The organism is Variovorax ginsengisoli (assembly GCF_030811835.1).
Taxonomy (GTDB): domain Bacteria; phylum Pseudomonadota; class Gammaproteobacteria; order Burkholderiales; family Burkholderiaceae_C; genus Variovorax; species Variovorax ginsengisoli_C.
The window spans coordinates 1-24,874 of sequence record NZ_JAUSRO010000011.1 but is presented as its reverse complement, the minus strand read 5'-3'; the positions used below and the strand labels follow the sequence as shown (position 1 = coordinate 24,874).

Annotated in this window: 23 protein-coding genes; 8 read left to right on the top strand and 15 right to left on the bottom strand. The window is 67.9% G+C overall.

Translation table 11 applies throughout. The features are described from left to right. Positions 1-54: 54 nt before the first annotated feature. Entirely contained in the window at positions 55-2,241 is a 2,187-nt protein-coding gene (locus J2W36_RS17065; protein WP_370869341.1) for a protein-disulfide reductase DsbD family protein, read from the bottom strand. Positions 2,242-2,480: 239 nt separating this feature from the next. Here J2W36_RS17065 and J2W36_RS17060 point away from each other — a divergent pair, with 239 nt between their 5' ends. Both J2W36_RS17060 and J2W36_RS17055 read left to right on the top strand, forming a co-directional pair. After that, positions 2,481-3,824, top strand: coding sequence for a PQQ-dependent sugar dehydrogenase (locus J2W36_RS17060; protein ID WP_307690955.1), 1,344 nt, complete (start codon positions 2,481-2,483; stop codon positions 3,822-3,824). A 75-nt stretch (positions 3,825-3,899) separates the two neighbouring features. Further along, on the top strand, positions 3,900-4,766 hold the full coding sequence (locus J2W36_RS17055; RefSeq protein WP_307690954.1) for a creatininase family protein: 867 nt from the start codon (positions 3,900-3,902) through the stop codon (positions 4,764-4,766). Positions 4,767-4,815: 49 nt separating this feature from the next. Here J2W36_RS17055 and J2W36_RS17050 read toward each other — a convergent pair whose 3' ends face one another. Continuing rightward, the gene (locus J2W36_RS17050; RefSeq protein WP_307690953.1) at positions 4,816-5,445 is read right to left on the bottom strand and encodes a YbhB/YbcL family Raf kinase inhibitor-like protein; all 630 of its coding nucleotides are present in this window, start codon (positions 5,443-5,445) and stop codon (positions 4,816-4,818) included. Positions 5,446-5,531: 86 nt separating this feature from the next. Here J2W36_RS17050 and J2W36_RS17045 point away from each other — a divergent pair, with 86 nt between their 5' ends. The 4 genes from J2W36_RS17045 to J2W36_RS17030 all read left to right on the top strand — a co-directional run bounded on the left by J2W36_RS17045 (position 5,532) and on the right by J2W36_RS17030 (position 9,479). After that, the gene (locus tag J2W36_RS17045; protein ID WP_307690952.1) at positions 5,532-7,067 is read left to right on the top strand and encodes an ATPase domain-containing protein; all 1,536 of its coding nucleotides are present in this window, start codon (positions 5,532-5,534) and stop codon (positions 7,065-7,067) included. Position 7,068: 1 nt separating this feature from the next. After that, positions 7,069-8,766, top strand: a complete 1,698-nt coding sequence (locus tag J2W36_RS17040; RefSeq protein ID WP_307690951.1) for an ATP-binding protein — start codon at positions 7,069-7,071, stop codon at positions 8,764-8,766. Between the two features lie 97 nt (positions 8,767-8,863). Beyond that, entirely contained in the window at positions 8,864-9,112 is a 249-nt protein-coding gene (locus J2W36_RS17035; protein ID WP_307690950.1) for a GlsB/YeaQ/YmgE family stress response membrane protein, read from the top strand. A 40-nt stretch (positions 9,113-9,152) separates the two neighbouring features. Further along, complete coding sequence (locus J2W36_RS17030; RefSeq protein WP_307690949.1) at positions 9,153-9,479, top strand: hypothetical protein; 327 nt, start codon at positions 9,153-9,155, stop codon at positions 9,477-9,479. A 31-nt stretch (positions 9,480-9,510) separates the two neighbouring features. Here J2W36_RS17030 and J2W36_RS17025 read toward each other — a convergent pair whose 3' ends face one another. The 9 genes from J2W36_RS17025 to J2W36_RS16985 form a co-directional block, all read right to left on the bottom strand. Further along, positions 9,511-10,185 carry a histidine phosphatase family protein gene (locus J2W36_RS17025; protein WP_307690948.1) on the bottom strand — a complete coding sequence of 225 codons (675 nt, stop codon included), beginning with the start codon at positions 10,183-10,185 and terminating at the stop codon, positions 9,511-9,513. Between the two features lie 50 nt (positions 10,186-10,235). Further along, the gene (locus tag J2W36_RS17020) at positions 10,236-11,186 is read right to left on the bottom strand and encodes a threonine dehydratase (protein ID WP_307690947.1); all 951 of its coding nucleotides are present in this window, start codon (positions 11,184-11,186) and stop codon (positions 10,236-10,238) included. Next, positions 11,183-11,824 (bottom strand): LysE family translocator, encoded by a 642-nt coding sequence (locus J2W36_RS17015; protein ID WP_307690946.1) that lies wholly within the window; start codon positions 11,822-11,824, stop codon positions 11,183-11,185. Before J2W36_RS17015 ends, J2W36_RS17020 begins: the two co-directional genes overlap by 4 nt. Before the next feature lie 70 nt (positions 11,825-11,894). Then, a complete protein-coding gene (locus J2W36_RS17010) occupies positions 11,895-12,806 on the bottom strand; it encodes a PhzF family phenazine biosynthesis protein (RefSeq protein WP_307691117.1) in 912 nt (303 codons plus the stop codon). Between the two features lie 13 nt (positions 12,807-12,819). Continuing rightward, positions 12,820-13,461 carry a glutathione S-transferase family protein gene (locus tag J2W36_RS17005; protein WP_307690945.1) on the bottom strand — a complete coding sequence of 214 codons (642 nt, stop codon included), beginning with the start codon at positions 13,459-13,461 and terminating at the stop codon, positions 12,820-12,822. A 51-nt stretch (positions 13,462-13,512) separates the two neighbouring features. Beyond that, a complete protein-coding gene (locus tag J2W36_RS17000) occupies positions 13,513-14,148 on the bottom strand; it encodes a LysE family translocator (protein ID WP_307690944.1) in 636 nt (211 codons plus the stop codon). 32 nt (positions 14,149-14,180) lie between these two features. Next, positions 14,181-15,407 (bottom strand): aminotransferase-like domain-containing protein, encoded by a 1,227-nt coding sequence (locus J2W36_RS16995; RefSeq protein ID WP_307690943.1) that lies wholly within the window; start codon positions 15,405-15,407, stop codon positions 14,181-14,183. Positions 15,408-15,452: 45 nt separating this feature from the next. Beyond that, positions 15,453-16,388, bottom strand: a complete 936-nt coding sequence (locus tag J2W36_RS16990; protein ID WP_307690942.1) for a DMT family transporter — start codon at positions 16,386-16,388, stop codon at positions 15,453-15,455. Further along, positions 16,385-16,984, bottom strand: coding sequence for a LysE family translocator (locus tag J2W36_RS16985; protein WP_307690941.1), 600 nt, complete (start codon positions 16,982-16,984; stop codon positions 16,385-16,387). Before J2W36_RS16985 ends, J2W36_RS16990 begins: the two co-directional genes overlap by 4 nt. A 96-nt stretch (positions 16,985-17,080) precedes the next feature. Between J2W36_RS16985 and J2W36_RS16980 the strand changes: the two genes are divergently transcribed. Next, positions 17,081-18,514: an aminotransferase-like domain-containing protein gene (locus tag J2W36_RS16980; protein WP_307690940.1), complete on the top strand. Its 1,434-nt coding sequence runs from the start codon at positions 17,081-17,083 to the stop codon at positions 18,512-18,514. 7 nt (positions 18,515-18,521) lie between these two features. Here J2W36_RS16980 and J2W36_RS16975 read toward each other — a convergent pair whose 3' ends face one another. Next, positions 18,522-19,433 (bottom strand): LysR family transcriptional regulator, encoded by a 912-nt coding sequence (locus tag J2W36_RS16975; protein ID WP_307690939.1) that lies wholly within the window; start codon positions 19,431-19,433, stop codon positions 18,522-18,524. 150 nt (positions 19,434-19,583) lie between these two features. Between J2W36_RS16975 and J2W36_RS16970 the strand changes: the two genes are divergently transcribed. Beyond that, on the top strand, positions 19,584-20,576 hold the full coding sequence (locus J2W36_RS16970) for a Bug family tripartite tricarboxylate transporter substrate binding protein (RefSeq protein ID WP_307690938.1): 993 nt from the start codon (positions 19,584-19,586) through the stop codon (positions 20,574-20,576). Between the two features lie 43 nt (positions 20,577-20,619). On the opposite strand, the gene J2W36_RS16965 is transcribed toward J2W36_RS16970, so the two are convergent. The 3 genes from J2W36_RS16965 to J2W36_RS16955 form a co-directional block, all read right to left on the bottom strand. Then, a complete protein-coding gene (locus J2W36_RS16965) occupies positions 20,620-22,422 on the bottom strand; it encodes a phospholipase D family protein (RefSeq protein ID WP_370869340.1) in 1,803 nt (600 codons plus the stop codon). A 105-nt stretch (positions 22,423-22,527) separates the two neighbouring features. Beyond that, positions 22,528-24,459, bottom strand: coding sequence for an ATP-binding cassette domain-containing protein (locus J2W36_RS16960; protein ID WP_307690937.1), 1,932 nt, complete (start codon positions 24,457-24,459; stop codon positions 22,528-22,530). 110 nt (positions 24,460-24,569) lie between these two features. After that, positions 24,570-24,874: hypothetical protein (locus J2W36_RS16955; protein WP_307690936.1), on the bottom strand; the 305-nt coding region annotated here is incomplete at its 5' end.

Below are 24,874 nucleotides of genomic sequence, written 5' to 3'. Positions count from 1 at the left end.
GTACTTCCCCAAGGTCTTGCCGTTCGGCGCCGGACGGCCGCGCCGTGCCGTGCGCTAAAGCGCGCCGAGTGCGCGGTGGAGCTCGTCCTTGCCCAGGATCTCGGTGAGCACCACCGGTGGCTTGCCCGGCGCCTGCAGCACGTAGACGGGAACGCCGTTGCGCCCGAGGGCAGCCAGTGCGGCGGTGATCTTGGGGTCCTGCCGGGTCCAGTCGGCGCGCAGGGTCGCCACCTTCTTGGCGTCGAAGGCCGCCAGCACCGTGGCGTCGCCAAGGGTCGTCTTCTTGTTGTACTGGCAGGTCACGCACCACGCAGCGGTGAAGTCGATGAACACAGGCTGGCCGGCCGCGCTCAACTCGGCCACGCGTGCGGCCGACCAGGGTTGCCAGCGTGCGCCTGCGGCGGCGGCCATGGGCTCGACCTGGCGCACGAGGTTGGGGCCGAGTGCGCTGGCGAGCAGGGCGGTCACGGCCACCAGCGCGCCGGCCAGCACCACGCGCGTGCGGCCCTGCAGGGTCAACGCCCAGACCACCGCGGCCATGCACACCAGCAGCGCGAGCAGCGTGCCCGCACCGTCGATGCCGCTTTGTTGGCCGAGCACCCAGACCAGCCATGCGACCGTCGCGAACATCGGAAAGGCGAGCAGGCGGCGCAGCGTGTCCATCCATGCGCCGGGCCGGGGCAGCAGCCGCGCCACCGCCGGCACGAAGCCCGCCATCAGGTAGGGCAGCGCGAGCCCGAAGCCCAGCACGCCGAACAGCAGCATCGCCTGTGTCGCCGGCAGCCCGATGGCAAAGCCGAGCGAAGCGCCCATGAAGGGGGCCGTGCAGGGCGAGGCAATGACCACCGCCAGCACGCCCGACAGGAAGTCATTGGCCACCGGGTGTTTCATCTGCGCGGAGCACAGCGACGCTGGCGCCACGATGCCGAACTGGAACAGGCCGGCGAGATTCAGGCCGATGAGCGTGAACAACGCGGCCAACGCAGCCACCAGGGCGGGCGATTGCAGCTGAAAACCCCAGCCGAGCTGGGTGCCGGCCGCGCGCAGTGTCAGCATCACCGCGCCCAGCGCCAGAAAGGCGGTGAGCACACCGCCCGTGTAAGCCAGTGCCGCCGTGCGATGGCCGCGCCGGTCGCCGGCCTGCTGCGCGAACCCCAGCACCTTGATCGCAAGCACCGGGAACACGCAGGGCATCAGGTTGAGCAGCAGGCCGCCGAGCAGCGCGCCCAGCAGGGCTGCCAGCAGTGTGCCAGTGGGTTGCGGCGCCAGCGGCACTGCGTTGGCATCCAGCGCAGCCTGCAAGGCCGGCGAGACTTCGGTGCGCGCGGCGCCGGCGGGCCAGGTGCCACTGACCAGCGCCTCGGCGCGCCAGGCGGTCGGCGGCGGCGTGCCTGCGGGCGCATCGACCAGCGTCACCACCACGGGCATCGTGCTCGGGCTGGCACCGCGATGGTCGGCCAGCGGCAGTGTGGCGGTCCACACCTTGCCTTGCCAGGCCTGCGTCCAGTCGGTGCCCGACACCGCGCCGTTGCGGATCACGTCGGCGGTTTCGGGGAAGAATTCCAGCGTCTTGCCCTGAGCGGCGGGCGGCAGGCCTTCGAGGCGCACGCGCAGCGTCTGATCGACCACCTCGATCGAGCCCGCGGGGATCAGCGCCTGGGGCTGCGCCGCCAGGGCTGCATCGAAGGCTGGCTTGGCGAGCGCGGTCGAGCCCTGCAGCGGCAACTGCAGCGCGAAGTCGCCGGATTCGGGAATGCACTCCTGGCGGCAGACCAGCCAGCTCGCATGCAGCCGGATGTCCAGCGCCGCCGCGCCGGTGAGGGTGGCAGCCGGTTTGAAGTCGGCGGCAAGCGTGAGCGGCACGGGCAGCAGCACCGTGTCTTCGTAGCCATAGTTGGCGAGCGTGCCGATCTGGATCTTGCGGGGGGCCGGCCAGGCGATGTCGCCGGCGCTCACGCCCGTGGGGAGTGTCCAGGCCAGTTCGGTCGGCAGGCCGGAGTCACCCGCGTTCTTCCAATACGTATGCCATTGCGGCTGGTGGGTGATCTGCAGGCCGACCCAGACCGGCGCGCCGGCGGCCACGCCATCCGGCGCGATCGCCATCAGTTCGGCGCGCACGTGCGGCGTGGTCACCACGGGCCCTGCCTTCGGCGCCAGCTGGGCCGCGGCAGGCAGGCAGAGTGCCAGCAACATGCACGACAGGCATGTCAGGAAGAAGGAGTGCAGGCGGGAGAACATCATGCCGGTCAGTCGGAGCCCCTCCGGGCGGACAAGGTTCCGCGCGTTGGGCGCCACAGTGGTGGTTCACGCCGATGGTAGCCGGTGCGAGCCGGACTGAGGCGCGCGGGGGCGCCCACGCCGCAAAGCGCCTCCAGCCGACACGGCGGGCGCGGACGGGCGGCGATCATCGGTTGCCCGGTGAGCACCGTGCGGCCATCCGGTCGTGCGCGTGCCGGCCGTTCGCCCCCAAGGAGACCTTCGTGAATTCCACCCTCTACCGTCTGGCCCTCGTGCCGTTGGCCGCGCTCGTCCTCGGTGCCTGCGGCGAAACCGCCAAGCTGCCGTTCGAGGCCGGCGTCGGTCCGACGCCGCAACTGCCTGCGCCCCACAAGACACTGATTCCGACGGTCAAGGTCTCCGAGGCCATCGGCTGGACCGACACGGCAGGACCGACTGCCGCACCCGGTTTCAAGGTCAGCGCGCTGGCACGCAACCTCGACCATCCGCGCTGGGTGTACACGCTGCCCAACGGCGACGTGCTGGTCGCCGAGAGCAACAAGCCGCCCAAGCCCGAAGGCAGCTCCGACGGCGGCAGCGGGCTGATCGCCAAGGCGCGCCAGATGGTGATGGGCGCGGTCATGAAACGCGCGGGGGCCGGCGTGCCGAGCGCCAACCGCATCACGCTGCTGCGCGACGCCAACGGCGACGGCACGGCCGAGGTGCGCACCGTGTTCCTGCAGAAACTGACGTCGCCCTACGGCATGACGCTGGTGGGCAACGAACTCTTCATCGCCAACGCCGACGCGATCGTGAAAGTGCCCTACACCGAGGGCGAGACCGAGATCAAGGTCGCACCGGTCAAGGTGACCGACCTGCCCGCCGGCATCAACCATCACTGGACCAAGAACGTCATCGCCAATGCAGACGGCAGCAAGCTCTATGCGACGGTTGGCTCCAACAGCAACGTCGGCGAGAACGGACTGCCCGCCGAAGAAGGCCGTGCGGCCATCTGGGAGATCGACACGAAGACGGGAGAGAAGCGCCTGTTCGCCAGTGGGCTGCGCAACCCCAACGGCATGGGCTGGGAGCCGGAGACGAAGGTGCTCTGGACGGTGGTCAACGAGCGCGATGAAATCGGCAGCGACCTGGTGCCCGACTACCTGACCTCGGTGAAGGACGGTGCCTTCTACGGCTGGCCATGGAGTTACTTCGGCGGCAATGTCGACATCCGCGTGCAGCCCCAGCGCCCCGACCTGGTGGCCAAGGCGGTGGCGCCCGATTACGCGCTGGGCACCCACGTCGCGCCGCTGGGTTTGGCCTTCTCCGACAAGCGCGGCATGCCCGACGCTTTTTCCAATGGGGCCTTCATCGGCGAGCACGGCTCCTGGAACCGCAATCCGCAGGCAGGCTACAAGGTTGTCTTCGTGCCGTTCATCGCAGGCCGGCCGACCGGCGCGCCGGTCGACTTTCTCACCGGCTTCCTGAGCGCCGACGGCAAGGCGCAAGGCCGCCCGGCTGGCGTGGCGCTCGACAAGAGCGGTGCCTTGCTTGTGGCCGACGACGTGGGCAATGCGGTGTGGCGCGTATCGCGCAGCAGTCAATAGACAAGAGAAGCTAGAAGGAGTCGAAGGGCCCGCGCGTCGCTCGCAGCCGGTGCGCCATCGCTCTAAGATCGCTGGATGACCATTCCTACCGCCGGCCTGGCTGGCTCCCCGGGCGCACCGGGCCTTCCCAGCCGTTTCTGGTCGGGCCTGTGCACCCGCGATTTCGCCGCGCTCGACGCGGCCACCGCCGTCGCGGTCCTGCCGCTGGGTGCCACCGAGCAGCACGGCCCGCACCTGCCGCTGAGCGTCGATACCCTGCTGGTCGACGGCATCGTGCAGGCGTCGTTGCCGTTGTTGCCACCGGCGCTGCCCGTGCTGTTCCTGCCGACCCAGCAGATCGGGCTCAGCCCCGAGCATGCGGCGTTCGCCGGCACGCTGACCCTGTCGGCCGAGACGCTGATGCGCGTCTGGCGCGAGATCGGCGCCAGCGTGGCGCGATCGGGTGTGAAGAAGCTGGTGCTGTTCAACGCGCACGGCGGTCATGTGGGCGCCATGGACGTGGTGGCGCGCGAACTGCGTGCGGCGCACGGCCTTCTCGTCTACAGCGTGAGCTGGTTCAACCTGCCGCTGGGCGCCGCGGGCGCGCAGTTCAGCGCCGACGAACATCGCTTTGGCGTGCATGCGGGCGAGATCGAGACGTCGATGGTCCTGGCGCTGGCACCGCAGGCGGTGCGCATGGCCGCGGCGCAGGACTTTGGGTCGGCGTCGCGCGATCGGGCTCCAGCCTATCCTCTGCTTGGCAACGGCCGCAGCGCCAAGTTCGCCTGGGCCATGGAAGACTACAACCCCCAGGGTGCGGCAGGCAACGCCGCTGCCGCAACAGCGGACAAGGGGCGTGCCGTCATCGACGCGGCCGCAGCGCAACTCGCCTTGCTGCTGGGAGAGGTATCGCAGCTGCCGCTGAGTGTGCTGGGGCGTCCGGATTCACCATTGCCCGAATGACGTTGCACAGGGGCGGGTGAAGCGGGCTCTTTCGGCCCGATCTTCCGTCTCAGGCCGCGAGCACGGGCCCGGCAGGCGCGCCTTCGTCGATGCGGATGGATCCATCGGGGCGCTCGCAGGTGCCGATCAGCAACCCGCTGGCGACCGCATGGGCGCGCAGCGCGTCCACCACCTCGTCGCGTCCTGGCGTGTCCGAGAACGTCGGGAGGGCGCCCAGCGCAAAAAGCTGGAAGGCATAGCGGTGCACGCCGTGGCCCGGGGGCGGATCGGGTGGCAGCCAGGCCGCCTGCAGGTAGGAATTGAGACCGGCATGCAACCCCGTGCCGGGATGGTCCCCGCTGGGCAGTGCGGCCTCCGGGAGTCCGCCGTCGCCCGGCGGCAGGCCGACCACGATCGCATGGACCAGCGGATGGGGCGTGGGCGAGTCGGCGTCCTCGACCACAAGCACTGCCGACACGGCGGTGGCGGGCAGGCCGGTCCACTGGAGCGACGGAAAAAGGCCCTCGCCATCGGCCGTGTAGCGCGCGGGCAGGGGGGCATGGTCACCGAATGCCAGGCTGCTGACGGTAAGCGATGCCATGCCTTCGCGCAGACCGAGCGCGTTGAAGACGATCGCATCCAGGCCGGCACGCACGTTGTGCAGCGCATGACCGATGACACCAGGGAGGTTTTCGAGCATCTACAAGGTATAGCGCCGCTGACTGTCAGCGTATGTAGGAATTTTCATGACAAAAACGGCGGCGCCGGGTCTGCAAAATAGCGCTCATGCCAAGTTCAAGCCCGCCGAATGCCTCGCCTCACGTCAAACGTGCTGTTCCTGCGGTGGTTCCCCAGCAGCGTTCACCCACCGGCATCGACGGGCTCGACCATGTGCTCGGGGGCGGTCTGCCGCGGGGCCATCTTTACCTGGTCGAGGGCACGCCGGGCGCGGGTAAGACCACGCTGGGACTCCAGTTCCTGATGGACGGGCGTGTGCGCGGCGAGAGCTGCCTGTACGTCACCCTGTCGGAAACTGCCAACGAGCTCTCCATCGTGGCGCAGTCGCATGGCTGGACGCTCGACGGCATCGAGGTGTTCGAACTGGTCAACGAGGAGGGGCTCAGCCCCTCGGCGGAGCAGTCCATCCTCTATCCGTCGGAGGTTGAACTGGGCGAAACCACACGCGGCATCATGGGCGTGGTCGAACGCCTGGCGCCGACGCGCCTGGTGTTCGACAGCCTTTCTGAAATGCGACTGCTCGCGCAGGACCCGTTGCGCTACCGGCGCCAGATTCTGGCGCTCAAGCACTTCTTCGCCTCGCGCGACTGCACTGTGCTGATGCTCGACGACAAGAGCTCGAAGGCCGACGACCTGCAGTTGCACAGCATTGCGCACGGCGTGCTCGCGCTCGACCAGGCCATGGTCGATTACGGCCCGGTGCGGCGGCACCTTCGCATCGTCAAGATGCGGGGTGTGCGTTACCGCGGCGGTGAGCACGACCTGCACCTGGACACGGGCGGCATTCAGATCTTTCCACGGCTGATTGCGGCCGAGCATCGCAAGGAGTTCGATGCGCAGACGGTGTCGTCGGGCACAGCCGAGCTCGACAAGCTGTTGGGCAGCGGGTTGGTGCGCGGCAGCAACACGCTGCTGATCGGCCCCTCGGGCGTGGGCAAGACCACCACCGCCATGTCGGCCGTGGTGGCTGCGCTGGGGCGCGGCGAAAAAGTGTCTTACTACCTGTTCGATGAAGGCATGGGAACGCTGCTTTACCGCTGCGCATCGCTTGGCCTTCCGCTGGAGGGCTATATCGAAAGCGGTCAGCTCGACCTGCAGTCGCTCGATCCGGCCGAGATGTCGCCAGGTCAGTTCTCCAACATGGTGCGTGCTGCGGTGCAGGAGGCCGGTGCATCGATGATCGTCATCGACAGCCTGAACGCTTACATGCAGGCCATGCCAGGTGCCAAATTCCTGTTGCTGCAGATGCATGAACTGCTCAGCTTCCTCAACGGGCAGGGCGTGCTCACGCTGCTGGTGCTGGGCCAGCACGGCATCATCGGCGACGTGCGCAGTGACCTCGACCTGAGCTACCTGTCCGACGCGATCCTGCTGTTCAGTTTCTTTGAGGCGAGGGGTCAGTTGCTCAAGGCAGTCTCGGTCGTCAAGAGCCGCACCAACCGGCACGAGCTGAGCATCCGCGAGTTTCGTCTGGGCGATCATGGCGTGCAGGTCGGCCCCGCGCTGACCGACTTCGAAGGCGTGCTCAGCGGCGTACCGTCGTACGCCGGCAAGATTGCGCTGCTCGGCGACGTCAAAGCCTAGTATGGAGCGACGGGTCCTCATCCATGCGCCGCGCGGACGCGACGCTTCCGTCGTGCAGCGCGTGGTCGAAAGCCTCGGTCTGTCGGGCGTGATCTGCACGTCGGCCGAGCAGATCCTGGCCGAACTCGATGGCGGTGCGGCGGCCGCCATCCTGACGGAAGAGTCGCTGCTCGAAGTGCCCGAGGCGCCACTGCGCGCCTGGCTGACGGCGCAGCCGAGCTGGTCGGACTTTCCGTTCATCGTGCTGTCGTCGCGCGACGCCGGCGGCCGGTCGCGCAAATCGTTGGCCTTGCTGCAGACGCTGGGCAATGCGTTCGTGCTGGAGCGGCCGGTCCATACCGAAACGCTCGCGCGAGCGGCCGATGCGGCGGTGCGCGCGCGCAGCCGCCAGTACGCCACGCGGCTGCATCTGGGCCAGCTCGAAGACACCCGCGCCGAGGTGGAGCGGCTCAACGCCGAACTGGAAGGCCGGATCGCCGCACGCACCCGCGAACTGGCAGGCGCCAACGACCGGCTGATGGCCGAAATCGCCGAACGCGAACGCGCGCAGGCGGCCCTGATCCAGGTGCAGAAGATGGAGGCGATCGGTCGACTGACCGGTGGCATCGCCCACGACTTCAACAACCTGCTGCACGTGGTCAACATGAACCTCGACCTGGTGGCCCGCGTCGCCAAGGATGAAAAGGTTCTGGGCATCGCGGCACGCGCCAAGGGGGCCGTCGGCCGTGGCGCCAAGCTCACCGGCCAGCTGCTGTCCTTTGCCCGCAACCAGTCGCTGCTGCCGCGGTTGACCGACGTGAATGCCCTGCTCGAAGGCATGCGCGAACTGGTGGCGGTGTCGGCGGGGCCGACCATCCAGATCGAACTGGCACTCAGCGATGAGCCGATGTGGTCGGTGGTCGATGCCAACCAGCTCGAAATGGCGGTGCTCAACCTTGCGGTGAACGCGCGCGATGCGATGCCCTCGGGCGGCACGCTGACCCTGTCGACCGACCGCGTCCACGATCCGGCCGAACTGCCGCGCGGCGATTACGTCAGCGTTCGCGTGAGCGACACAGGCGTGGGCATCGCCCCGCATCTGATGACCAAGGTGTTCGATCCGTTCTTCACCACCAAGCCTGTCGGCAGCGGCACCGGCCTCGGCCTGAGCCAGGTCTACGGCTTTGCGCGCCAGTCCGGTGGGCATGCGACCCTGCACAGCCAGGAAGGCAGCGGCACCACGGTCGAAATGAAATTCCCGCTCTCTGCGCATCCGGGTGAGCAAGCCGTGGCAGTCGTGGGCGAGGCGGTGCCCGAGCACGAAGCCAAGCGCCGCAAGGTGCTGGTGGTCGAAGATGACCACGAAGTGCGTCGCGTCATCGTCGAGAGTCTCACCCTGCTGGGCTATGTGGCGAGCGAGGCAGCCGACGGCGCCAGTGGCCTGGCCGCCCTCGCGGCGTCGCCGCACGATCTGCTGGTGGTCGACTATGCGATGCCGGGCCTCAACGGCGCGGAGGTCATCTCGCAGGCGCGCGAACTCGTCGGCGACATTCCGGTGATCCTGGCCACGGGCTATGCGGACATGGCCGAAGTGGGCCGCGTGCTGGGCACGCATTCGATCCTCATCAAGCCGTTTGACATCTCCACGCTGGCCGCTGCCGTGGCGCAGGCCTTGCCAACGAAGGGGGACCCGGCAGCGCACGCGTTGCCCCTGATCTAATGACCGCCGGCTGCGGGGGGTGTGACCGAAAGGGAGCGTGCCGCCGCAGTTTTTTTCCAACCTCGTTTTTCAATTCAACTTCAACACAGGGAATCCCATGAGCATCATCTGGACCATCTTGATCGGTTTCGTCGCAGGCCTGATCGCACGCGCCATCAAACCCGGCAACGACAGCGCAGGCTTCATCGTCACGACACTGATCGGTATTGCCGGCTCCCTCATTGCGACCTACTTGGGCCAGGCGATGGGCTGGTATACGGCAGGCCAGGGCGCAGGCTTCATCGCCTCGGTCGTCGGCGCCATCGTGCTGCTCTTCGTCTGGGGCATGATCAAGGGCAAGCGCTGATTCTTCGTCGGCGCACTGCGGGCCGGGGGGCGGCCTTTTCATGGCACGGCGTCCACACCACCACGTCTATGTGATCGAACTCGATGACCGGGTGTGGAACGTGGCGCGCTTCCGGCGCGCCAATCCGGGCTACGTGCTGGGCAAGCCCTTCGTCTACGTCGGCATGACCGGGCTCGATCCGGACGTGCGCTTTGACAAACACAAGGCCGGCATCCAGGCCAACGCCTTCGTGCTCGATCACGGACTTCGGCTGCTGCCGCAGCTCTATGAGCGTTACAACCCGATGGCCTACGAAGCGGCGCGCAGCATGGAAGTCGAACTCGGCATCCGTCTGCGCGCCGCAGGCTATGGGGTGTGGCAGGCTTGAAGCGCGCAAGGCGCTGCAGCGCAGCGCGGCCTTACGCGTACGTCACCCAGTCCTCGTAGGCCGGTCCATCCAGATGCGGCAGCGTGTTGTAGGTCACCAGCATGTGCCGTTTGGGCGTGAACGCGAACTCCGTGACCGAGGTGTTGCGGATGCGCAGGTTCAGCTCGATGGTGGTTTGCGCGCTGGTCCCCAGCACGTGACCCACGGCGGTGCTGATCGGCCCCCCGCTTGACACCACCAGCACGCGCGCCCCATGGTGGTGGCCGCGCACATGGTCGAGCGCGGTGGTCACGCCCGACAGGAAGTCGAGGTAGCTCGGCATGCCAGCGGGTGCCGTGCGCCCTTGCATCCAGGCGCCGAGGCCGTCTCGCAGCAGGCGGAAGTGGTGGCGATACAACTCGGGCGTGGTGGCCTTCTCGAGCTTTTCGGGATGGATGGCTGCAATCACCGCTTCACTGTCGTACTCGTTGAGGCCGGGCCATGGCAGCACGTCCTGTTCCGACAGCTGCAGCCCCTCGGCAATGCCTTCCCAGGTCTGGCGGTGGCGCTGGAGTGTGCCGGTGATCACTGCGTCGAAGCGCATGCCGCGCTCGCGCCAGTACGTGCCCAGCCGCACCGCCTGCCGGTGGCCGAGTGTGCTCAGTTGGTCGTAGTCGGCCGCGCCGAAGCTGGCCTGCCCGTGTCGGACGAGATAGAGGGTGCCCATGACCGCATTCTGGCAAGCCGGTGCCGCGGCGTGGGTCGCCGCGGCGACGCTCAGCCGGCTGCGAGCACGCGCGCGTAGACCTCGGCGTCGACGTTGCCGCCGGTCAACGCGACACCCACGGTCTTGCCCTGCCAGCGCTCGCGCTGCTGCAGCGCGGCCGCCAGTGCGGCGGCGCCGGCGCCCTCGGCCACGTTGTGCGTGTCGGTAAAGAGGATGCGCATGGCGGTGGCCACCACGTCGTCGGCCTCGCGCAGCAGCAGCTCGACCGATTCGGGCACCGGCGTGCGGCAGGCCATGCCGTCGGCCAGCAGCGTCGTCACGGGCGCTTCGACAGGGCGACCCGCGCGCAAGGAGTCGCGGTAGGCGGTGGCATGCGACGACACCACGCCGATGAGCTTCGTGCGCACGTCGCAATGCCGCCGTGCGGCCGCGGCAGCTGCAAACCCCGACCCGAGTCCGATGGGCACGAACAGCACGTTGGGCACCTCGCCTGCGCGCTGCAGCGCTTCAAAGAATTCGACGTAGGCCGTCGCGACGCCGCGCACCAGGTCGCGCGCGAACGAAGGCACGCGGTGCAGCCCCTGGACGGTGGCGAGCACTGCCGCATGCTCGCTGGCGGCCTGGAAGTCGTCGCCGTGCTCGACGAGCTGCACGCCGAGCGCGCGCATCGCCGCGTTCTTCTCGACCGAATTGCCGTGCGGCACGACGATGGTCGCGGCCAGGCCGTGGCGCGCCGCGGCGAAGCCGATCGACTGGCCATGGTTGCCGCGCGTGGCGCTCACCACGTGGCGAACCTCGGGCCGCTCACGCACCAGCGCTTCCATGTAGGTCAGCCCGCCGCGCACCTTGAAGGCGCCCAGCGGCGTGTGGTTCTCGTGCTTGGCCCAGAGGCGACAGCCCAACCGTGCGCCGAGCTGCGGCCAGGCGTACTGCGGCGTCGGCGGCATGGCCGCATAGACGGTGCGCTGCGCGGCTTCGATGTCCTCGCGGGTGAAGTTCATGCGCCCGCCTTGCGCGTGTCGACGGCGATGCGCACCGCCAGCAACGCGAGCACGCTGCCCATCACGTAGCGCTGCGCGCGCAGCCAGCCCTCGCTGCGCGACAGCACCGCGGTGATGGACGCGGCGCCGAGCACCAGCATCAGGTTGACCAGCCCGCTGACCGAAATCTGGATGGCGCCGAGCGCCGCGCTTTGCCACAGCACCGAGCCGCGCTCGGGGTGGAGGAACTGCGGGAAGAAGGACAGGTAGAACATCGCGACCTTCGGGTTCAGCACGTTGGTGAGAAAGCCCATGCGGAACAGCTTGGCTGGCGGGTCGATCGGCAGCGTGCGCGCCGCGAACGGCGCCTGGCCACCGGGCTTGACCGCCTGCCACGCCATCCACAGCAGGTAGGCCGCACCGGCCAGGCGCACCGCGTCGAAGGCGAAGGGCACGGCCGCGAGCAGTGCCGTCAGGCCCAGCGTTGCGGCGACCAGGTGCACGAGGAAGCCAACCAGCACGCCGGCGAGCGACACGATGCCGGCGCCGCGCCCCTGACAAAGCGCACGCGACACGCAATAGATCATGTTCGGCCCGGGCGTCAGCACCAGCAGCAGCGAGGCGAGCGAGAACCAGGCGAGTTCGGCGGCGGTGAGCATGGGTCAGGTCCCTTTCGATTCGAGCGTGCGGGCGGCGACGACCAGGGGGTCGATCTGTGCGGGCATGGGGTCAGAGGTGCACACTGCCTTCGATGCAGGTCACGGCGTCGCCGCCAACCCACACCTGGCCGTCGGCGTCGCGCTCGATGTGCACCCGCCCGTCGCGACCCATGCACTGACCCTGGCCGGCGACGTAGCGCTCAGGCATGTAGCCGTCGGCGATGAGCCACTGCGCGATGCTGGCGTTGAAGCTGCCGGTGACCGGGTCTTCCTCGACGCCGATGGGCGCCGCGAAGGCGCGCACCTCGAGGCCGACCGCCGAGGGCTGCGCGCGGGCACCGAAGGCGCGCGCTTCGCGGTTCGAGCGGCCGATGAGCGCGGGTGCCTCTTGCGTTGCATTCGGCACGGCGGCCACGCCGACCTTTTGCCGCAATTCCTTCAGTGCACGATGGTCGGGCTTGAGTGCCAGCACCGTGTCGACGTCGTCGAGCAACAGCCCCATCCACACCGGCCCGTTGTCGAGCATCTGCGCGCCACGGATCTGCGCGGCCTTCAGCCCCAGGGCGGCGGCCACGCGCGCCAGCACGCTCGGACTCGGCGCGCTGCGCTTGACCGGCGGCGCCGCGAAGGCCAGGCGCTCGCCATCGCGGCGGATCGGCACCAGACCGACCGCGCTCTGCTGCACGATGCGGCCGGCCGACTTCGGCTTGCCGCCGGCGCGCAGCCACGCATGGCAACTGCCGATCGTCGGATGGCCGGCGAAGGGCAGTTCGCTGCCGGGCGTGAAGATGCGCACGCGGTAGTCCGCCGCCGGGTCGGTCGGCGGCAGCAGGAAGGTCGTTTCCGACAGGTTGGTCCACTGCGCGAAACGCTGCAGCTCGGCGTCGTCCAGATCGGTGCCGTCGAGCACCACCGCGAGCGGGTTGCCGCGGTAGGGGACGGCGGTGAACACGTCGACTTGTTGGAAGGGGCGGGTCTTCATCATCTTCTCTGCGTCATTCCAAAGGGAGGTCGAGCACGCCGCGCGCGGCGGAGCGTGCCTTCAGGTCGGCGAACCAGCGTTCGACGTGGGGCCAGGCGGGTCGCGTGTACTCGGTGGGCGGCAGGCCGAACCAGCGGTGTGCCTCGCAGCCGACCGGGATGTCGGCCATGGTGAACGCGTCGCCGAGCATGAAGGCGCGCGTGGCCAGGTGCGCGTCGAGCAGCGCAAACAGGGGCTCGGTGGCGCGCACCGATCGTTCGATGACCGCGCTGTCGCGTTCGGCCGCCGGCGTGCGGATCCACTGCTTGAACGCCCCGCCGCTGACGGGGTTCAGCGTGGTCTGCTGCCAGTCCATCCAGCGCTCGGCGTCGAAGCGTTCCGGCAGCGGCTCGGGGTAGAGCGTGCCTGGCGCATGCTTGGCGCACAGGTAGCGCACGATCACGTTCGATTCCCACAGCACCACGCGCGCCTCGCCCTCGCCGTCGTCGATGCAGGGCACCATCGCGTTCGGGTTGAGCGCCAGGTACTCGGGCGTCTGCACCATGCCGAACTTGCCGCCGGCCTCGGTGCGCTGGAAGTCGAGCCCGAGCTCCTGCGCGCACCATGCCACCTTGCGCACGTTGATCGAACTGATGCGGCCCCAGATGTTGAGCATCTCTTTTCTCTCTCTCTCTCTTGATTCGTTGTCGTGTGCGCTGACGGTGGCTCAGCGCGGCGCCGGGCGGTCCAGCATCAACAGACGCAGCGCCAGGCCGAGCATCGCCACGGCCAGCAGCCGGTGTTGCAGGCGCGCGGCGCCAGGGCGGCGCTGCAGCCATCGGCCCACCTGCCCGCTGAAGGCGCCCAGCAGCGTGTTGAAGGCCAACGCCGCGAGCGAGAGCACACCGCCCAGCAGCACCAGCTGCCATGTGACGTGGCCGCGCGCCGGGTCGACGAACTGCGGCAGGAACAGCATGAAGAACAGCAGCGCCTTCGGATTCACCAGGTTGTTGAGCCAGGCCTGCCGCACGATGCGCGCGAACGGCGCTGGCGATGTTGCGCCGGCCATGACCGCACCACCTTCACGCCAGGCCTTGGCCGCGAGCCAGAGCAGGTACAGCGCCCCGGCGTAACGCAGCAGATCGAAGGCCGGTGCCCAGGCCGCGACCAGCGCGGTGATGCCGGTGGCGGCGCACAGCGTGTGCACCAGGTCGGCCGCCGAGATGCCGATCGCCGCCGCGAAACCGCCGCGCGGTCCCTGGGCCACTCCATGGGCCAGCACGAAGGCCATGTTCGGCCCGGGCGAGAGGAACAGGGCCAGGACGGCGAGCAGGAACAGGCCGAGGGTGGCGAAGTCGATCATGGTGTTCGTACCGGCTCTGTGGAATGTCTCGCTCAGTTTTCAGCCAGCTCGTGCTGCACGCGTGCGGCCGCGTCGTGCGCCAGCTGCTCGCGCACCGTCGCGGCGAGCGCAGCGATGCCGATGTCGATCTGCTCGACCGATGCGGTCACGAACGACAGGCGCATCGTGCGTGGATCGCCTTCGCCCGCATAGAACGGAGCGCCTGGCACGAAGGCCACGTTGCGCTCCACCGCCTTGGGCAGCAGCGCGACCGTGTCGATGCCCTCGGGCATGCGCAGCCACAGGAACATGCCGCCCACGGGCACGTTGAACTTGACGTCCAGTCCCTTCATTTCGCGTTGCAGCGCAGCGACCATGGCATCGCGCTGGCGCTTGTAGAGTGCGCGGATGGTCGGCACGTGGCGTTCCAGGAAGCCGTCCTTCATCACCGTCGACACCATGCGCTGGGTGAAGATCGGCGTGTGCAGGTCCACTGCCTGCTTGGCCTGCAGGAGCTTGGGGTAGACGGCCTTCGGGGCCACCAGGAAGCCCAGGCGAAGCCCCGGTGCCAGCACCTTCGAGAAGGAGCCGAGGTAGATGCAGCCTTCGGGGTTGCGTGCGGTCAGCGGCAGCGGAGGGGCTTCGTCGAACCAGAGTTCGCCGTACGGGTTGTCCTCGACGATCGGCAGACCGGCCGCTGCCGCAGCGGCAGAAACGGCGGCGCGGCGCGCTTCGGTCATGGTACGTCCGGTGGGGTTCTGGAAGTTCGGCAGCAGGTAGACGAAGCGCGCGGCGTCGGCCGGCGACTTGCCACGGGCCTGGGCCACCAGGTCGTCGACGATCACGCCTTCGTCGTCGCTGGCCACCGCCACCGGCGTCGGCTCCATCGGACCGAAGGCCTGCAGTGCGCCGAGGTAGGTGGGGGTTTCGACCAGCACGCGGCTGCCCGGGTCAAGCAGCACTTTGGCGACCAGGTCGAGGCCCTGTTGCGAGCCGGTGGTGATGAGCACCTGCGCGGGGTCGACATTCCAGGGCAGCATGTCGGCCACGGCCTGGCGCAGGGGGCCGTAGCCTTCACTCGCGGCGTACTGCAGCGCGGCCTGGCCGTCGGTTTCGAGGATTTCCGCACAGGCCGCGGCGAATGCGCTGATCGGGAAGGTCTGCGGCGAGGGCAGGCCGCCGGCCAGGCTGATGATGCCGGGGCGCTCGGTCACCTTGAGGATCTCGCGCAGCACGGAGGGGTTCATTTTCTCGGCGCGGGCGGCCAGTTTCCAGTTCATCGGGGTCTCCTTGGGACGATGCGTGTTCGGTGTGAGGTTGGGGATTCAGCGTGTGCCCGGTACCCCGGACAAGGGGGCGAGCGCACGGGGCTGTGACAGTTTCCTGCTCAGGACAACGGTGGAAACCACGGCGGCGGCAAAGGCCAGCGTGACGACGTCCAGTGTCTCCCCGAGCAGGGGAATGGCGGCAAGGATAGACAAAAACGGCTGAAGCAGCTGAGTCTGGCTCACGCGCAAGGCGCCGCCGAGCGCCAGGCCGCGGTACCAGGCGAAGAATCCGATCCACATCGAGAACACGCCGACATAGACAAAGCCGACCCAGGCGGAGGCCGCCACTGGCGCTGCGGGCCACAGCATGAGCGTGGCGGGCAGCGTCACGGGCAAGGCCAGCACGCAGACCCAGCAGATCACGCGCTCGGCGCCCAGCGCTGGCGTGACCTGCGCGCCATAGATGTAGCCGAACGAGGCTGCGACCACGGCGCCCACCAGCAGCAGGTCGGCCCACTCGAAGCCGAAGCCGCCGCTGTGCTGGCTGGCGCGCAGCACCGAGAAAGCCATCACCAGGACACTGCCCGCGCCTGCACACAGCCAGAAGCCCAGGCGTGCGCGCTGGTGCAGCACCAGCGCAGCGACGGCTGCCGTCACCAGCGGCAACAGCGCGGTGATCACCGCTGCATGGCTGGCGGTGACCACGCGCAGCGCGTAGCCCAGCAGCAGCGGGTAGCCGATCACGTTGCCGAGCACCGCCATGCCGATCGGCTTCCACTGATGCGGCTGCGGCCGCGGCGACCGGGTGGCCAGCAGGAACACCACCGACAGCAGCCCGGCCAGCGCGGCGCGTCCGAGCGTAACGAACCAGGGCGAGAGCTGCGGCGCGGCCGAGGTGCCCGTGGCCAGCCGGGTCATGGGCAGCGTGACGGCAAAGAAGGCCACGCCGAGCACGCCCAGCCACATGCCGAGGGTTTCGCTTCTGAGCTTCATGTGCCCAGCATCCACCAGGCCGTGAGCACCAGCACGGCGGCCATGGCACGGTTGAACCAAAGCAGGCGATGGCCCTGCGTGAGCCAGTGGCGCAGCAACGCACCGGCCGCGGCATAGGTCAGGTTGCTCGCAAAGGCATAGACCATCATCACCGGCGCAACGATGGCAAAGCGATGCAATGCATCGGGCTGGCCGGCGATCCAGCCGGCCACCAGCGTGAGCGCCAGCAGCCAGGCCTTGATGTTGAGAAACTGCAGCATCACGCCCTGGCCGAAGCCCACGTCGAGCCGGGCCGCATCGGTGCTGCCCAGTGTCGCACTGCGTGCCAGCTTGAATGCCAGCCACAGCAGGTAGGCCACGCCCACGGCCTTGATGGCCAGGCGCAGGCCCGGTGCGGCCATCACCAGGGCGCCGACGCCGGCGGCACACAGGGCGAGCAGCAGCGTCCAGCCGACCGGCACGCTCCAGACGAAGCGCATGGCGCGCTGGAGGCCGCCATTGGCGGCCAGGGCGGTGGCGAGCGTGGTGTTGGGTCCGGGCGAGAAACTCATCGCCGTGGCCAGCACCAGCAGCGCGGTGAATTCTTGCCAGTTCATGACACACACTCTAAACTTGTTGACCATTACAGTACCAGTACAGATTGCCGAACAATTCGGCCCACTGTATTGGTGCTGGTTTCGACACAGACGTCCATGTTGACACGCACTTCCACCCAGTCCCTGGCCGAACAGCTTGCAGCGCTCTTCGCCGAGCGCATCCGCAACCGCCTGCTGGCCCCCGGTTCACGCCTGCCCTCGGTGCGCGAATGCGCGCGCCAGCAGGACGTGAGTCCGCACACCGTCGTCGCCGCATACGACAAGCTGCTCGCGCAGGGATTGGTCGAGGCGCGGCGCCAGCGCGGGTTCTTCGTGCGCGATGCCGCCAGCGCCGAACCGGTGCGCCGGCTTGGTGCCGCGACCGCACCGGCCGCACCGGCCGTGCCGCTGGTGCTCGCTGCCACGCAGGCTGACGCCAGCTCGCTGATCCGCGGCATGTTCCACCGCCAGAGCGACAAGCCGCAGCCGGGCATGGGCGTGTTTCCCCCTGATTGGATGGACTCGACCTTCATGCCGACGTCGCTGCGCCGCCTGACCGGCACCAAGGCGCTGCAGGAGCTGTCGCTGCAGTACGGTGAGCCGGCGGGCGACGCCGCGCTGCGGCGCAGCCTGTCGCAGAAGCTGGTGGGCATCAACGTGCCAGCGCCGCCCGAGCAGATCCTCACCAGCATCGGCGCGACGCATGCGCTGGACATCGTGAGCCGCACCCTGCTGCGCGCGGGCGATCCGGTGATGGTCGAGGAGCCGGGCTGGGCGATCGAGTTCGCGCGGCTGGAGTCGCTGGGCATGCGCATTCTGCCCGTGCCCAGGCGCGCCGACGGGCCCGATCTGGCGGTCATGGCGCAGTACTGCGAGGCGCACCAGCCCAAGCTGTTCGTCAGCGTGAGCGTGCTGCACAACCCGACCGGCTACAGCCTGACACCCGGCAGCGCCCACCGCGTGCTGCAGTTGGCCAACCGCCACGACTTCCACATCGTCGAGGACGACACCTATAGCCACTTGGCGCCTGAGCACGCCACGCGGCTGTGCGCGCTCGACGGCCTGCAGCGCACGATCTACGTGAGCGGCTTTGCCAAGATTCTTGCCCCCAACTGGCGGATCGGCTTTCTGGCTGCGCCGCCCGCATTGTTCTCGCGGCTGCTGGAGACCAAGCTGCTGTCGACGCTGACCACGCCGGCGTTGTTCGAGCGGGCGCTGGCATGGTGCATCGACCAGGGCCAACTGCGCCGCCACGCGGAACGCGTGCGCTTGCGGCTCGACGGGGCGCGTGCCCGCACGGTGAAGCTGGCGATTGCGCACGACTGCAGTTTCGTGTCGGAACCGGCAGGCCTGTTCGGCTGGGTCGAGACGGGCGTCGACACCGACGCGCTCACGCAGCGCATGCTCGACGAGGGCTACCTGCTCGCACCCGGCTCGCTGTTCCACGCAAGGCGCCCGCCGAGCACGTTGATGCGCGTCAATTTCGCGACCGCACAGGATGCGACGTTCTGGAAGGTGTTTGCGCGGGTGCGGGCCAGCATGAAGGCCTGAGCAACGGTCAATCGAACTTCAGCGACCCCAGCCGCGCGACGATCAGGTCGTGCAGCGTTTGCGCTGCGATTGACAGGCTGCCTTCCCGCCGCTGTACCAGATAGACCGTGCGCGTGAGTGCAGGCAGCGGCAACGGCCGCGTCATCAGGGTGTCCCGACGAAAGTGAAAGAGCGTCAGCGCCGGCACCACGCTGATGCCCAGGCCGGCTTCGACCAGGCCCATCACGGTGGCCAGGTGCTCGACCTCGAACACGGCGTTCATGCGCAGTGGATGCAGCGCCGCGTCGAGCGACTGGCGTACGCTGCTGTTGCGCGCCATCTGGATGAATGGCCAGGGCGCGAGTTTCCTTGCCGTCAACCGCGATTCAGACGCCAGCGGATGATCTGCGCGGCACACCAGATGGAAGCGGTCGCTGCACAGCGTGCGGCTGCGCAGGTCGCTGGCGGCGGCATCGGCACCGGAGGAAGCCAGCGCAAAGTCGACCTGGCCGCCCCGCACCAGCGCGATGCAGGCGTCGGACAGCGCATCGTTCAGGTCGACCGTGATACCCGGCCAGGCCTGCATGAATTCGGCGAACACCGCGGGCAACCAGCCGGCCGCCAGCGAGGGCAGTGCGGCCACCCGCACGCGGCCTTTTCGGCGCGCCACATGGTCGGCCAGATCGCCAAGCGCGCCGCCCATGTCGTCGAGCAGGCGGCGTGCGGGCCCTTCGAACAGCCGGCCCTCCGGCGTGAGCTGCACGCTGCGTGTGTCGCGGTCGAACAGGCGCGCGCCGAGCGCGTCTTCCAGCGTGCGGATGAGCGCGCTGAAGGCCGGCTGCGACAGGTGGCAGGTCTGCGCGGCCCGCGTGAAATTGCGCTGGTCCGCCAGCGCCAGGAAGGCGCGCAGCTGGCGTGTGGAGAGATCAGGGGGTTTCAAGCGTGATTCGCCATCCGGATGAATCGATCTGAAATTTCGATTTTACGGATGAACGTGCGCGCCCTACATTGCAACCGGACAAGAACCAGAGCCCAGAGACGCGCACGATCTTCACCGACCTGCGCGTTCTCCACACCGGAGACAAAAAGCATGACCCGCATTTCCCCCTCGCCATCCTCCCTCGCCATCGCAGTCTCGACCCTCGCTGCGGTGCTGGCCCTCGCGCCCGTACCCGGCCAGGCCCAGGCCTTCCCCGAGAAATCCATCACTTTCGTCGTGCCCTTTGCCGCGGGCACCGCGACCGACCAGCTCGCGCGTGCCATCGGCAACGGCGTGAGCGCCGAGGGCAGGCAGCCCGTGGTGATCGACAACAAGGCCGGTGCGAGCGGATTCATCGCGTCGCAGTTCGTCGCCAAGGCCGCGCCGGACGGCTATACCGTGCTGATCACCACCAACACCACGCATGCCGCCAACGAGCATCTGTTCAAGAAGCTGCCCTACGACCCGGTGAAGGACTATGTGCCCGTCGCCGCTTTGGGCAAGGGTGGCCAGATCATGGTCGTGAATCCGGCATTTCCGGCCAGGACCGTGGCCGAGTTCGTGGCGCTGGCGAAGAAGAATCCGGGCAAATACAGTTTCGGCAGCGGCAGTTCGTCCAGCCGCATGGCCGGCGAACTGTTGCAGCAGATGGCTGGCATTCAGCTGCTGCATGTGCCCTACAAGAGCAACACGCTGGCCGTGACCGATCTGCTGGGCAGCCAGATCGACATGATGATCACCGACACGACGACCGGTCTGCCGCAGGTCAAGTCGGGCAAGCTGCGTGCGCTGGGCGTGTCGGGTGCCGCGCGTTCGCCGCTGGCGCCCGATGTGCCGACCATCGCCGAGGCCGGCGTCAAGGGCTACGAGATGGGCTACTGGTTCGCCGCCTATGCGCCGGCCAAGACGCCGCCTGCCGTGGTCAACCGACTGAACGAGTTGCTGGTGAAGGCTGCGAAGAGCGAGGCCGCCAGGTCCGCCTTCTACGAGCCGACCGGCACCGAGGTGTTCACCACCTCGCCCGAAGACATGGGGAAATTCCAGACCGCCGAGGCCGCCAAGTGGGGCCGGATCGTGAAGGCGGCGGGCATCGAGGCCGAGTAGGCCTGCATGCTGGGCCCGATGTGCCGGCGCATTGAAGCCGTGCTCAGAGCAATTCGTCGGGCGCCAGCGGTCCGAAGAGCTTGAGCAGCAGGCGCAGGCCGGCGCTGGTGTCGGGCTCGGTGCGGCTGTCCTGAAGGCCGCTGCCTTCCGGCGCGCGCCAGAGCAGCTGGCCGTCGACGATCTCCACATGCCAGGCGCCCTTGCGCAGCGCCTCCTCGATTTGTTGCGTGGCGATCGCAGACAGACGCTGACTGCCGATGAGCAGCGCAATCTCGGTGTTCTGGAGCTGCGAGCGCAGGTCGAGGTTCATCGAGCCGACCACCAGCAAGCGGCCGTCGAGCACCAGCACCTTCGAGTGAAGCATGGCCCGGGATTCGCCCGTCACACTGCTGCCCGACGAGCCGAAGGCGCTGACCACGCCAGCCTGTTCGCTGCGCAGTTCATAGAGTTCCACCCCCATGCGCAGCAGCGCCTCGCGATGCCGCGCGTAGCCCACATGGGCCACCGGCGCATCGTTGGACGCCAGCGAGTTGGTGAGCACGCGCACCCGCACGCCGCGGTCGCGGGCACGCTGAAAGGCGGCCAGCATGTCCGGACCGGGGACGAAGTAGGGCGAGATGATCAGGAGGTCCCCCCGGGCTTGCCCGATCAGCTGCAGCAGGCCCTCGACCACGGTTTCGCTGCCGGCCGTGAGGTTGGATGCGGCACCCAGGACGTTCCCGCGCGGCGCGGCTGCACGGCCGTCGCGCGGCTGCGTGACCACCAGGCCCGGGTTCTTGCCGGCGTCCTGCACGTCGGTGTCCGTATCGCCTGCATCGTCGAGTGCGATCTTTCCGGGCTTGTCCGCCAGCACGATGGCAGGCGCCCAGACCAGGTCCGCGGTGCGCAGGTCGAGTGCTTTCTCGTCCCAGACCTGGGCGCGTTGCGCGTCGGTCGGTCCCTGCGGTGCGGGCCGCGGTTCGCCGTCCGGGGGCGTCGGTGTGCTGCTGGCCGTCGCCGGGCTGGCACCTGGTGCGCGGGCGCTGGCCTCGGACGCGATGGCCTCTTCACGCAGCTGGAGCAATTCCTCGCGGCTGATCAGCGAGGCCACGGGATAGGCGCGCTCGTTGTTCCAGTAGCTGTCGAAGCTGCGCGAAAGATCCTGAACGATCGGACCGGCCGCAAGCACATCGACGTCGATGAAGTTGCCGGTGGTCGCGATACCGAAGTAGGCGTCGCCCAGGTTGCGTCCGCCTGCCACTGCCATGGCGTTGTCGGCGATGAAGAGCTTGTTGTGCATGCGCTGCTGGACGCGCGAAAAGTCGCCCAGCGCGTTGAACATGCGGCCGATCGTCGAGCCACGCGCGCCGGCCAATGGGTTGAACATGCGCATCTGGATGTTCGGCTCGGTCGCGAGCGCCATCACCATCGCGTTGCGGCCGGTACTGTGGAAGTCGTCGAGCAGCACCCGCACCCGCACGCCTCGCCGGGCGGCTTCGACCACGCCGCGCAGCAAGCGGCCGGTACTGGCGTCGGCATGGATGGCGTAGTACTGCAGGTCGAGCGTCTGCTGCGCGCCTTCGACGAGCGCGAGCCGGCTGCCGTAGGCCGCAGGTGCGCCCGACAGCAGCATGAAGCCCGATGCGAAGCTGCTGCTCGCCGCCTGCCGTCGTTGCTGGACGAGGGCACCCATCGGGGTGCTGTCCGGGGCCGCGATCGCGGTGGAAACCGGCCGTTCGACGTCCTTGGGCAACTGGGCGCACCCGGCCATCACCAAGGCCAGGGTGGCCAGGCCCAGCGAAACGAGCTGCCGCAGACCGGTGACCCGAAGGGGGAACGCAGGCGCTGGCGCGGGCAAAAATGGCATGAGGCGGTCCGGGATCTGACAGGGCATCCTGTATAGCCTACAGTGCGCTGCCGCGGCGTCGGACAAGCCCGGATGCGCAGCGGCCCGCACGCGCTTTGCGCCGGATCAGGCGGTGGCGCCCAGCGTCTCCCAGCGCTCGAGTGCCGCCATCAGGACCTCGTCGATTTCCGCATGGCGCGCACCCAGCGCCACTGCACGCGCGGCATCGCTGGCGTAGAGGGCGCCGCCGTCTTTCTCCAGCGTTGCGGTGATCTCCTTCTGTTCGGCTTCGAGTGCGGCGATCTGTGCCGGCAACGCCTCGAGTTCGCGCTGTTCCTTGTAGCTCAGTTTCTTGCGGGCCGGGGCCTTGGGCTGTGCCACAGGTTCTGCCGCGGGTGCGGGTGCGGTAGCTGGTGTCGTCGGTGTCGGATTGGCCGAAGCGATCGGAGCGGCCCCAGCAACTCCTGCGCGCTGCACGGCGATCTCGCGTGCGCGCTTGGACTGGATCAGCCAGTCGCTCACGCTGCCTTCGTACTCCCGCCAGTGGCCGTCACCCTCGAATGCGATGGTGCTGGTGACCACATTGTCGAGAAACGTCCGGTCGTGGCTCACCAGGAACACCGTACCGTCGTAGTTCTGCAGCAGATCTTCCAGCAATTCGAGCGTGTCGATGTCCAGGTCGTTGGTCGGCTCGTCCAGCACCAGCACGTTGGCCGGACGTGCGAACAGGCGCGCCAGCAGCAGGCGGTTGCGCTCGCCGCCACTGAGCGACCGGACGGGGGAGTTGGCGCGCGCCGGGGAGAACAGGAAGTCGGTCAGGTAGCTCTTGACGTGCTTGCGCTGCTTGCCAATCTCGATCCACTCGCTGCCGGGGCTGATGAAGTCTTCCAGGGTGGCGTCGAGGTCGAGCTTCTCGCGCATCTGGTCGAAATAAGCGACCTCCAGGTTGGCGCCGCGGCGCACCTTGCCGCTGTCGGGTTCCAGGTCACCCAGGATCATCTTGAGCAACGTGGTCTTGCCGGCGCCGTTCGGCCCGATCAGGCCGACCTTGTCGCCGCGCAGGATGGTGTTGCTGAAGTTTCGGATGATGGTGCGGTCGCCGAACGACTTGGTTGCATCGGTCAGTTCGGCCACGATCTTGCCGGTCTGCGTGCCGGTCGCCACGTCCATGTTGACGCTGCCGACGGTATTGCGGCGGCTCTGGCGCTGTTCGCGCATCGCCTCGAGGCGGCCGATACGACTCTGGCTGCGCGTGCGGCGCGCTTCCACGCCCTTGCGGATCCAGATTTCCTCCTGCGCGAGCAGCTTGTCCGCCTTGGCGTTGATCACCGCCTCCTGCGCGAGTTGTTCTTCCTTCTGGATCAGATACTGCGCGAAGTTGCCGGGGTAGGAGCGAAGCTTGCCCCGGTCCAGTTCGATGATGCGGGTCGCCACGCGATCGAGGAAGGAGCGGTCGTGGGTGATGGTGACGACGCTGCCCTTGAAGTCGATCAGCAACTGCTCCAGCCACTCGATGGAGTCGAGGTCCAGATGGTTGGTCGGCTCGTCGAGCAGGAGCACGTCAGGTGCAGCGACCAGCGCCTGCGCCAGCGCAACACGCTTGCGCGTGCCGCCGGAGAGCGAGCCGACGAGTGCGGTCGGATTCAGGTGCAAGCGGTGCAGCGTTTCTTCGACGCGCTGTTCCCAGTTCCAGGCGTCGTAGGCCTCGATCTGCGACTGCAGGGCATCAAGGTCCAGCCCTTCCGCGCCCGACAGATATTGATCGCGCACGGCAATAACCGCACCCAGACCAGCACTCGCCGCCGTGAAGACAGTGGCGTCGGGGTCGAGCACCGGTTCCTGGGCCACATAGGCGATGCGCACGCCTGTCTGGAACTGCAGCGTGCCGTCATCCTGCTTCTCCATGCCTCCCAGGATCTTGAGAAACGAAGACTTGCCTGCGCCGTTTCGGCCAATCAGCCCGATGCGTTCAGATTCGATAAGAGAGAAGTCCGCATGATCGAGCAGCGGGACGTGGCCGAACGCGAGTTGCGCGTCGAGGAGTGTGATGAGTGCCATGTGGCTGCGATTATCGAGGAGGCATGCGCGGGGCGCACACGACACGGCCGGACCTCCATATATATAGGGGTCGGAGTGAGCCCCTCGCCAGTGCATGCGGGGTACCGCCTTCAAGGCAGATTTTCTTGTAGGACTGCTTCCCGTTCGCCGAATCCCGTCGTATACTCTAAGACCCGACCAACGGTGCCCATGGCACCTGAGGCTGACAAGTCCCAAGGATGAGTCAGGCGGGAAAAAAAGACCTTTAGTTTTGTGTGGATTGAAAAATCCGTGACATAATCGAAGGCTTCGCTGGAAGCGAGTTTGGTGTGACTGAAGAGGTTGTGCTGAGTGAGTGGAGGGTGAAAAAAGTCTTCGAAGGCTTGCAGGTTTTGCAAAAAGCGTGTGATAATCGAAGGCTTCGCAGAAAGCGAAA

What these genes read in the sequence shown, in the direction of transcription:
- J2W36_RS17025 (WP_307690948.1), bottom strand. Translation starts at nt 10,185, where the DNA reads ATGGGCACCCTCTATCTCGTCCGACACGGGCAGGCCAGCTTCGGCGCG.
- J2W36_RS17035 (WP_307690950.1), top strand. Translation starts at nt 8,864, where the DNA reads ATGAGCATCATCTGGACCATCTTGATCGGTTTCGTCGCAGGCCTGATC.
- J2W36_RS17010 (WP_307691117.1), bottom strand. Translation starts at nt 12,806, where the DNA reads ATGAAGACCCGCCCCTTCCAACAAGTCGACGTGTTCACCGCCGTCCCC.
- J2W36_RS17015 (WP_307690946.1), bottom strand. Translation starts at nt 11,824, where the DNA reads ATGCTCACCGCCGCCGAACTCGCCTGGTTCTCGCTCGCCTCGCTGCTG.
- J2W36_RS16990 (WP_307690942.1), bottom strand. Translation starts at nt 16,388, where the DNA reads ATGAAGCTCAGAAGCGAAACCCTCGGCATGTGGCTGGGCGTGCTCGGC.
- J2W36_RS17055 (WP_307690954.1), top strand. Translation starts at nt 3,900, where the DNA reads ATGACCATTCCTACCGCCGGCCTGGCTGGCTCCCCGGGCGCACCGGGC.
- J2W36_RS17020 (WP_307690947.1), bottom strand. Translation starts at nt 11,186, where the DNA reads ATGAACTTCACCCGCGAGGACATCGAAGCCGCGCAGCGCACCGTCTAT.
- J2W36_RS17040 (WP_307690951.1), top strand. Translation starts at nt 7,069, where the DNA reads ATGGAGCGACGGGTCCTCATCCATGCGCCGCGCGGACGCGACGCTTCC.
- J2W36_RS16995 (WP_307690943.1), bottom strand. Translation starts at nt 15,407, where the DNA reads ATGAACTGGAAACTGGCCGCCCGCGCCGAGAAAATGAACCCCTCCGTG.
- J2W36_RS17000 (WP_307690944.1), bottom strand. Translation starts at nt 14,148, where the DNA reads ATGATCGACTTCGCCACCCTCGGCCTGTTCCTGCTCGCCGTCCTGGCC.
- J2W36_RS17045 (WP_307690952.1), top strand. Translation starts at nt 5,532, where the DNA reads ATGCCAAGTTCAAGCCCGCCGAATGCCTCGCCTCACGTCAAACGTGCT.
- J2W36_RS16970 (WP_307690938.1), top strand. Translation starts at nt 19,584, where the DNA reads ATGACCCGCATTTCCCCCTCGCCATCCTCCCTCGCCATCGCAGTCTCG.
- J2W36_RS16980 (WP_307690940.1), top strand. Translation starts at nt 17,081, where the DNA reads ATGTTGACACGCACTTCCACCCAGTCCCTGGCCGAACAGCTTGCAGCG.
- J2W36_RS16965 (WP_370869340.1), bottom strand. Translation starts at nt 22,422, where the DNA reads ATGCCATTTTTGCCCGCGCCAGCGCCTGCGTTCCCCCTTCGGGTCACC.
- J2W36_RS17005 (WP_307690945.1), bottom strand. Translation starts at nt 13,461, where the DNA reads ATGCTCAACATCTGGGGCCGCATCAGTTCGATCAACGTGCGCAAGGTG.
- J2W36_RS16960 (WP_307690937.1), bottom strand. Translation starts at nt 24,459, where the DNA reads ATGGCACTCATCACACTCCTCGACGCGCAACTCGCGTTCGGCCACGTC.
- J2W36_RS16985 (WP_307690941.1), bottom strand. Translation starts at nt 16,984, where the DNA reads ATGAACTGGCAAGAATTCACCGCGCTGCTGGTGCTGGCCACGGCGATG.
- J2W36_RS17050 (WP_307690953.1), bottom strand. Translation starts at nt 5,445, where the DNA reads ATGCTCGAAAACCTCCCTGGTGTCATCGGTCATGCGCTGCACAACGTG.
- J2W36_RS17030 (WP_307690949.1), top strand. Translation starts at nt 9,153, where the DNA reads ATGGCACGGCGTCCACACCACCACGTCTATGTGATCGAACTCGATGAC.
- J2W36_RS17065 (WP_370869341.1), bottom strand. Translation starts at nt 2,241, where the DNA reads ATGATGTTCTCCCGCCTGCACTCCTTCTTCCTGACATGCCTGTCGTGC.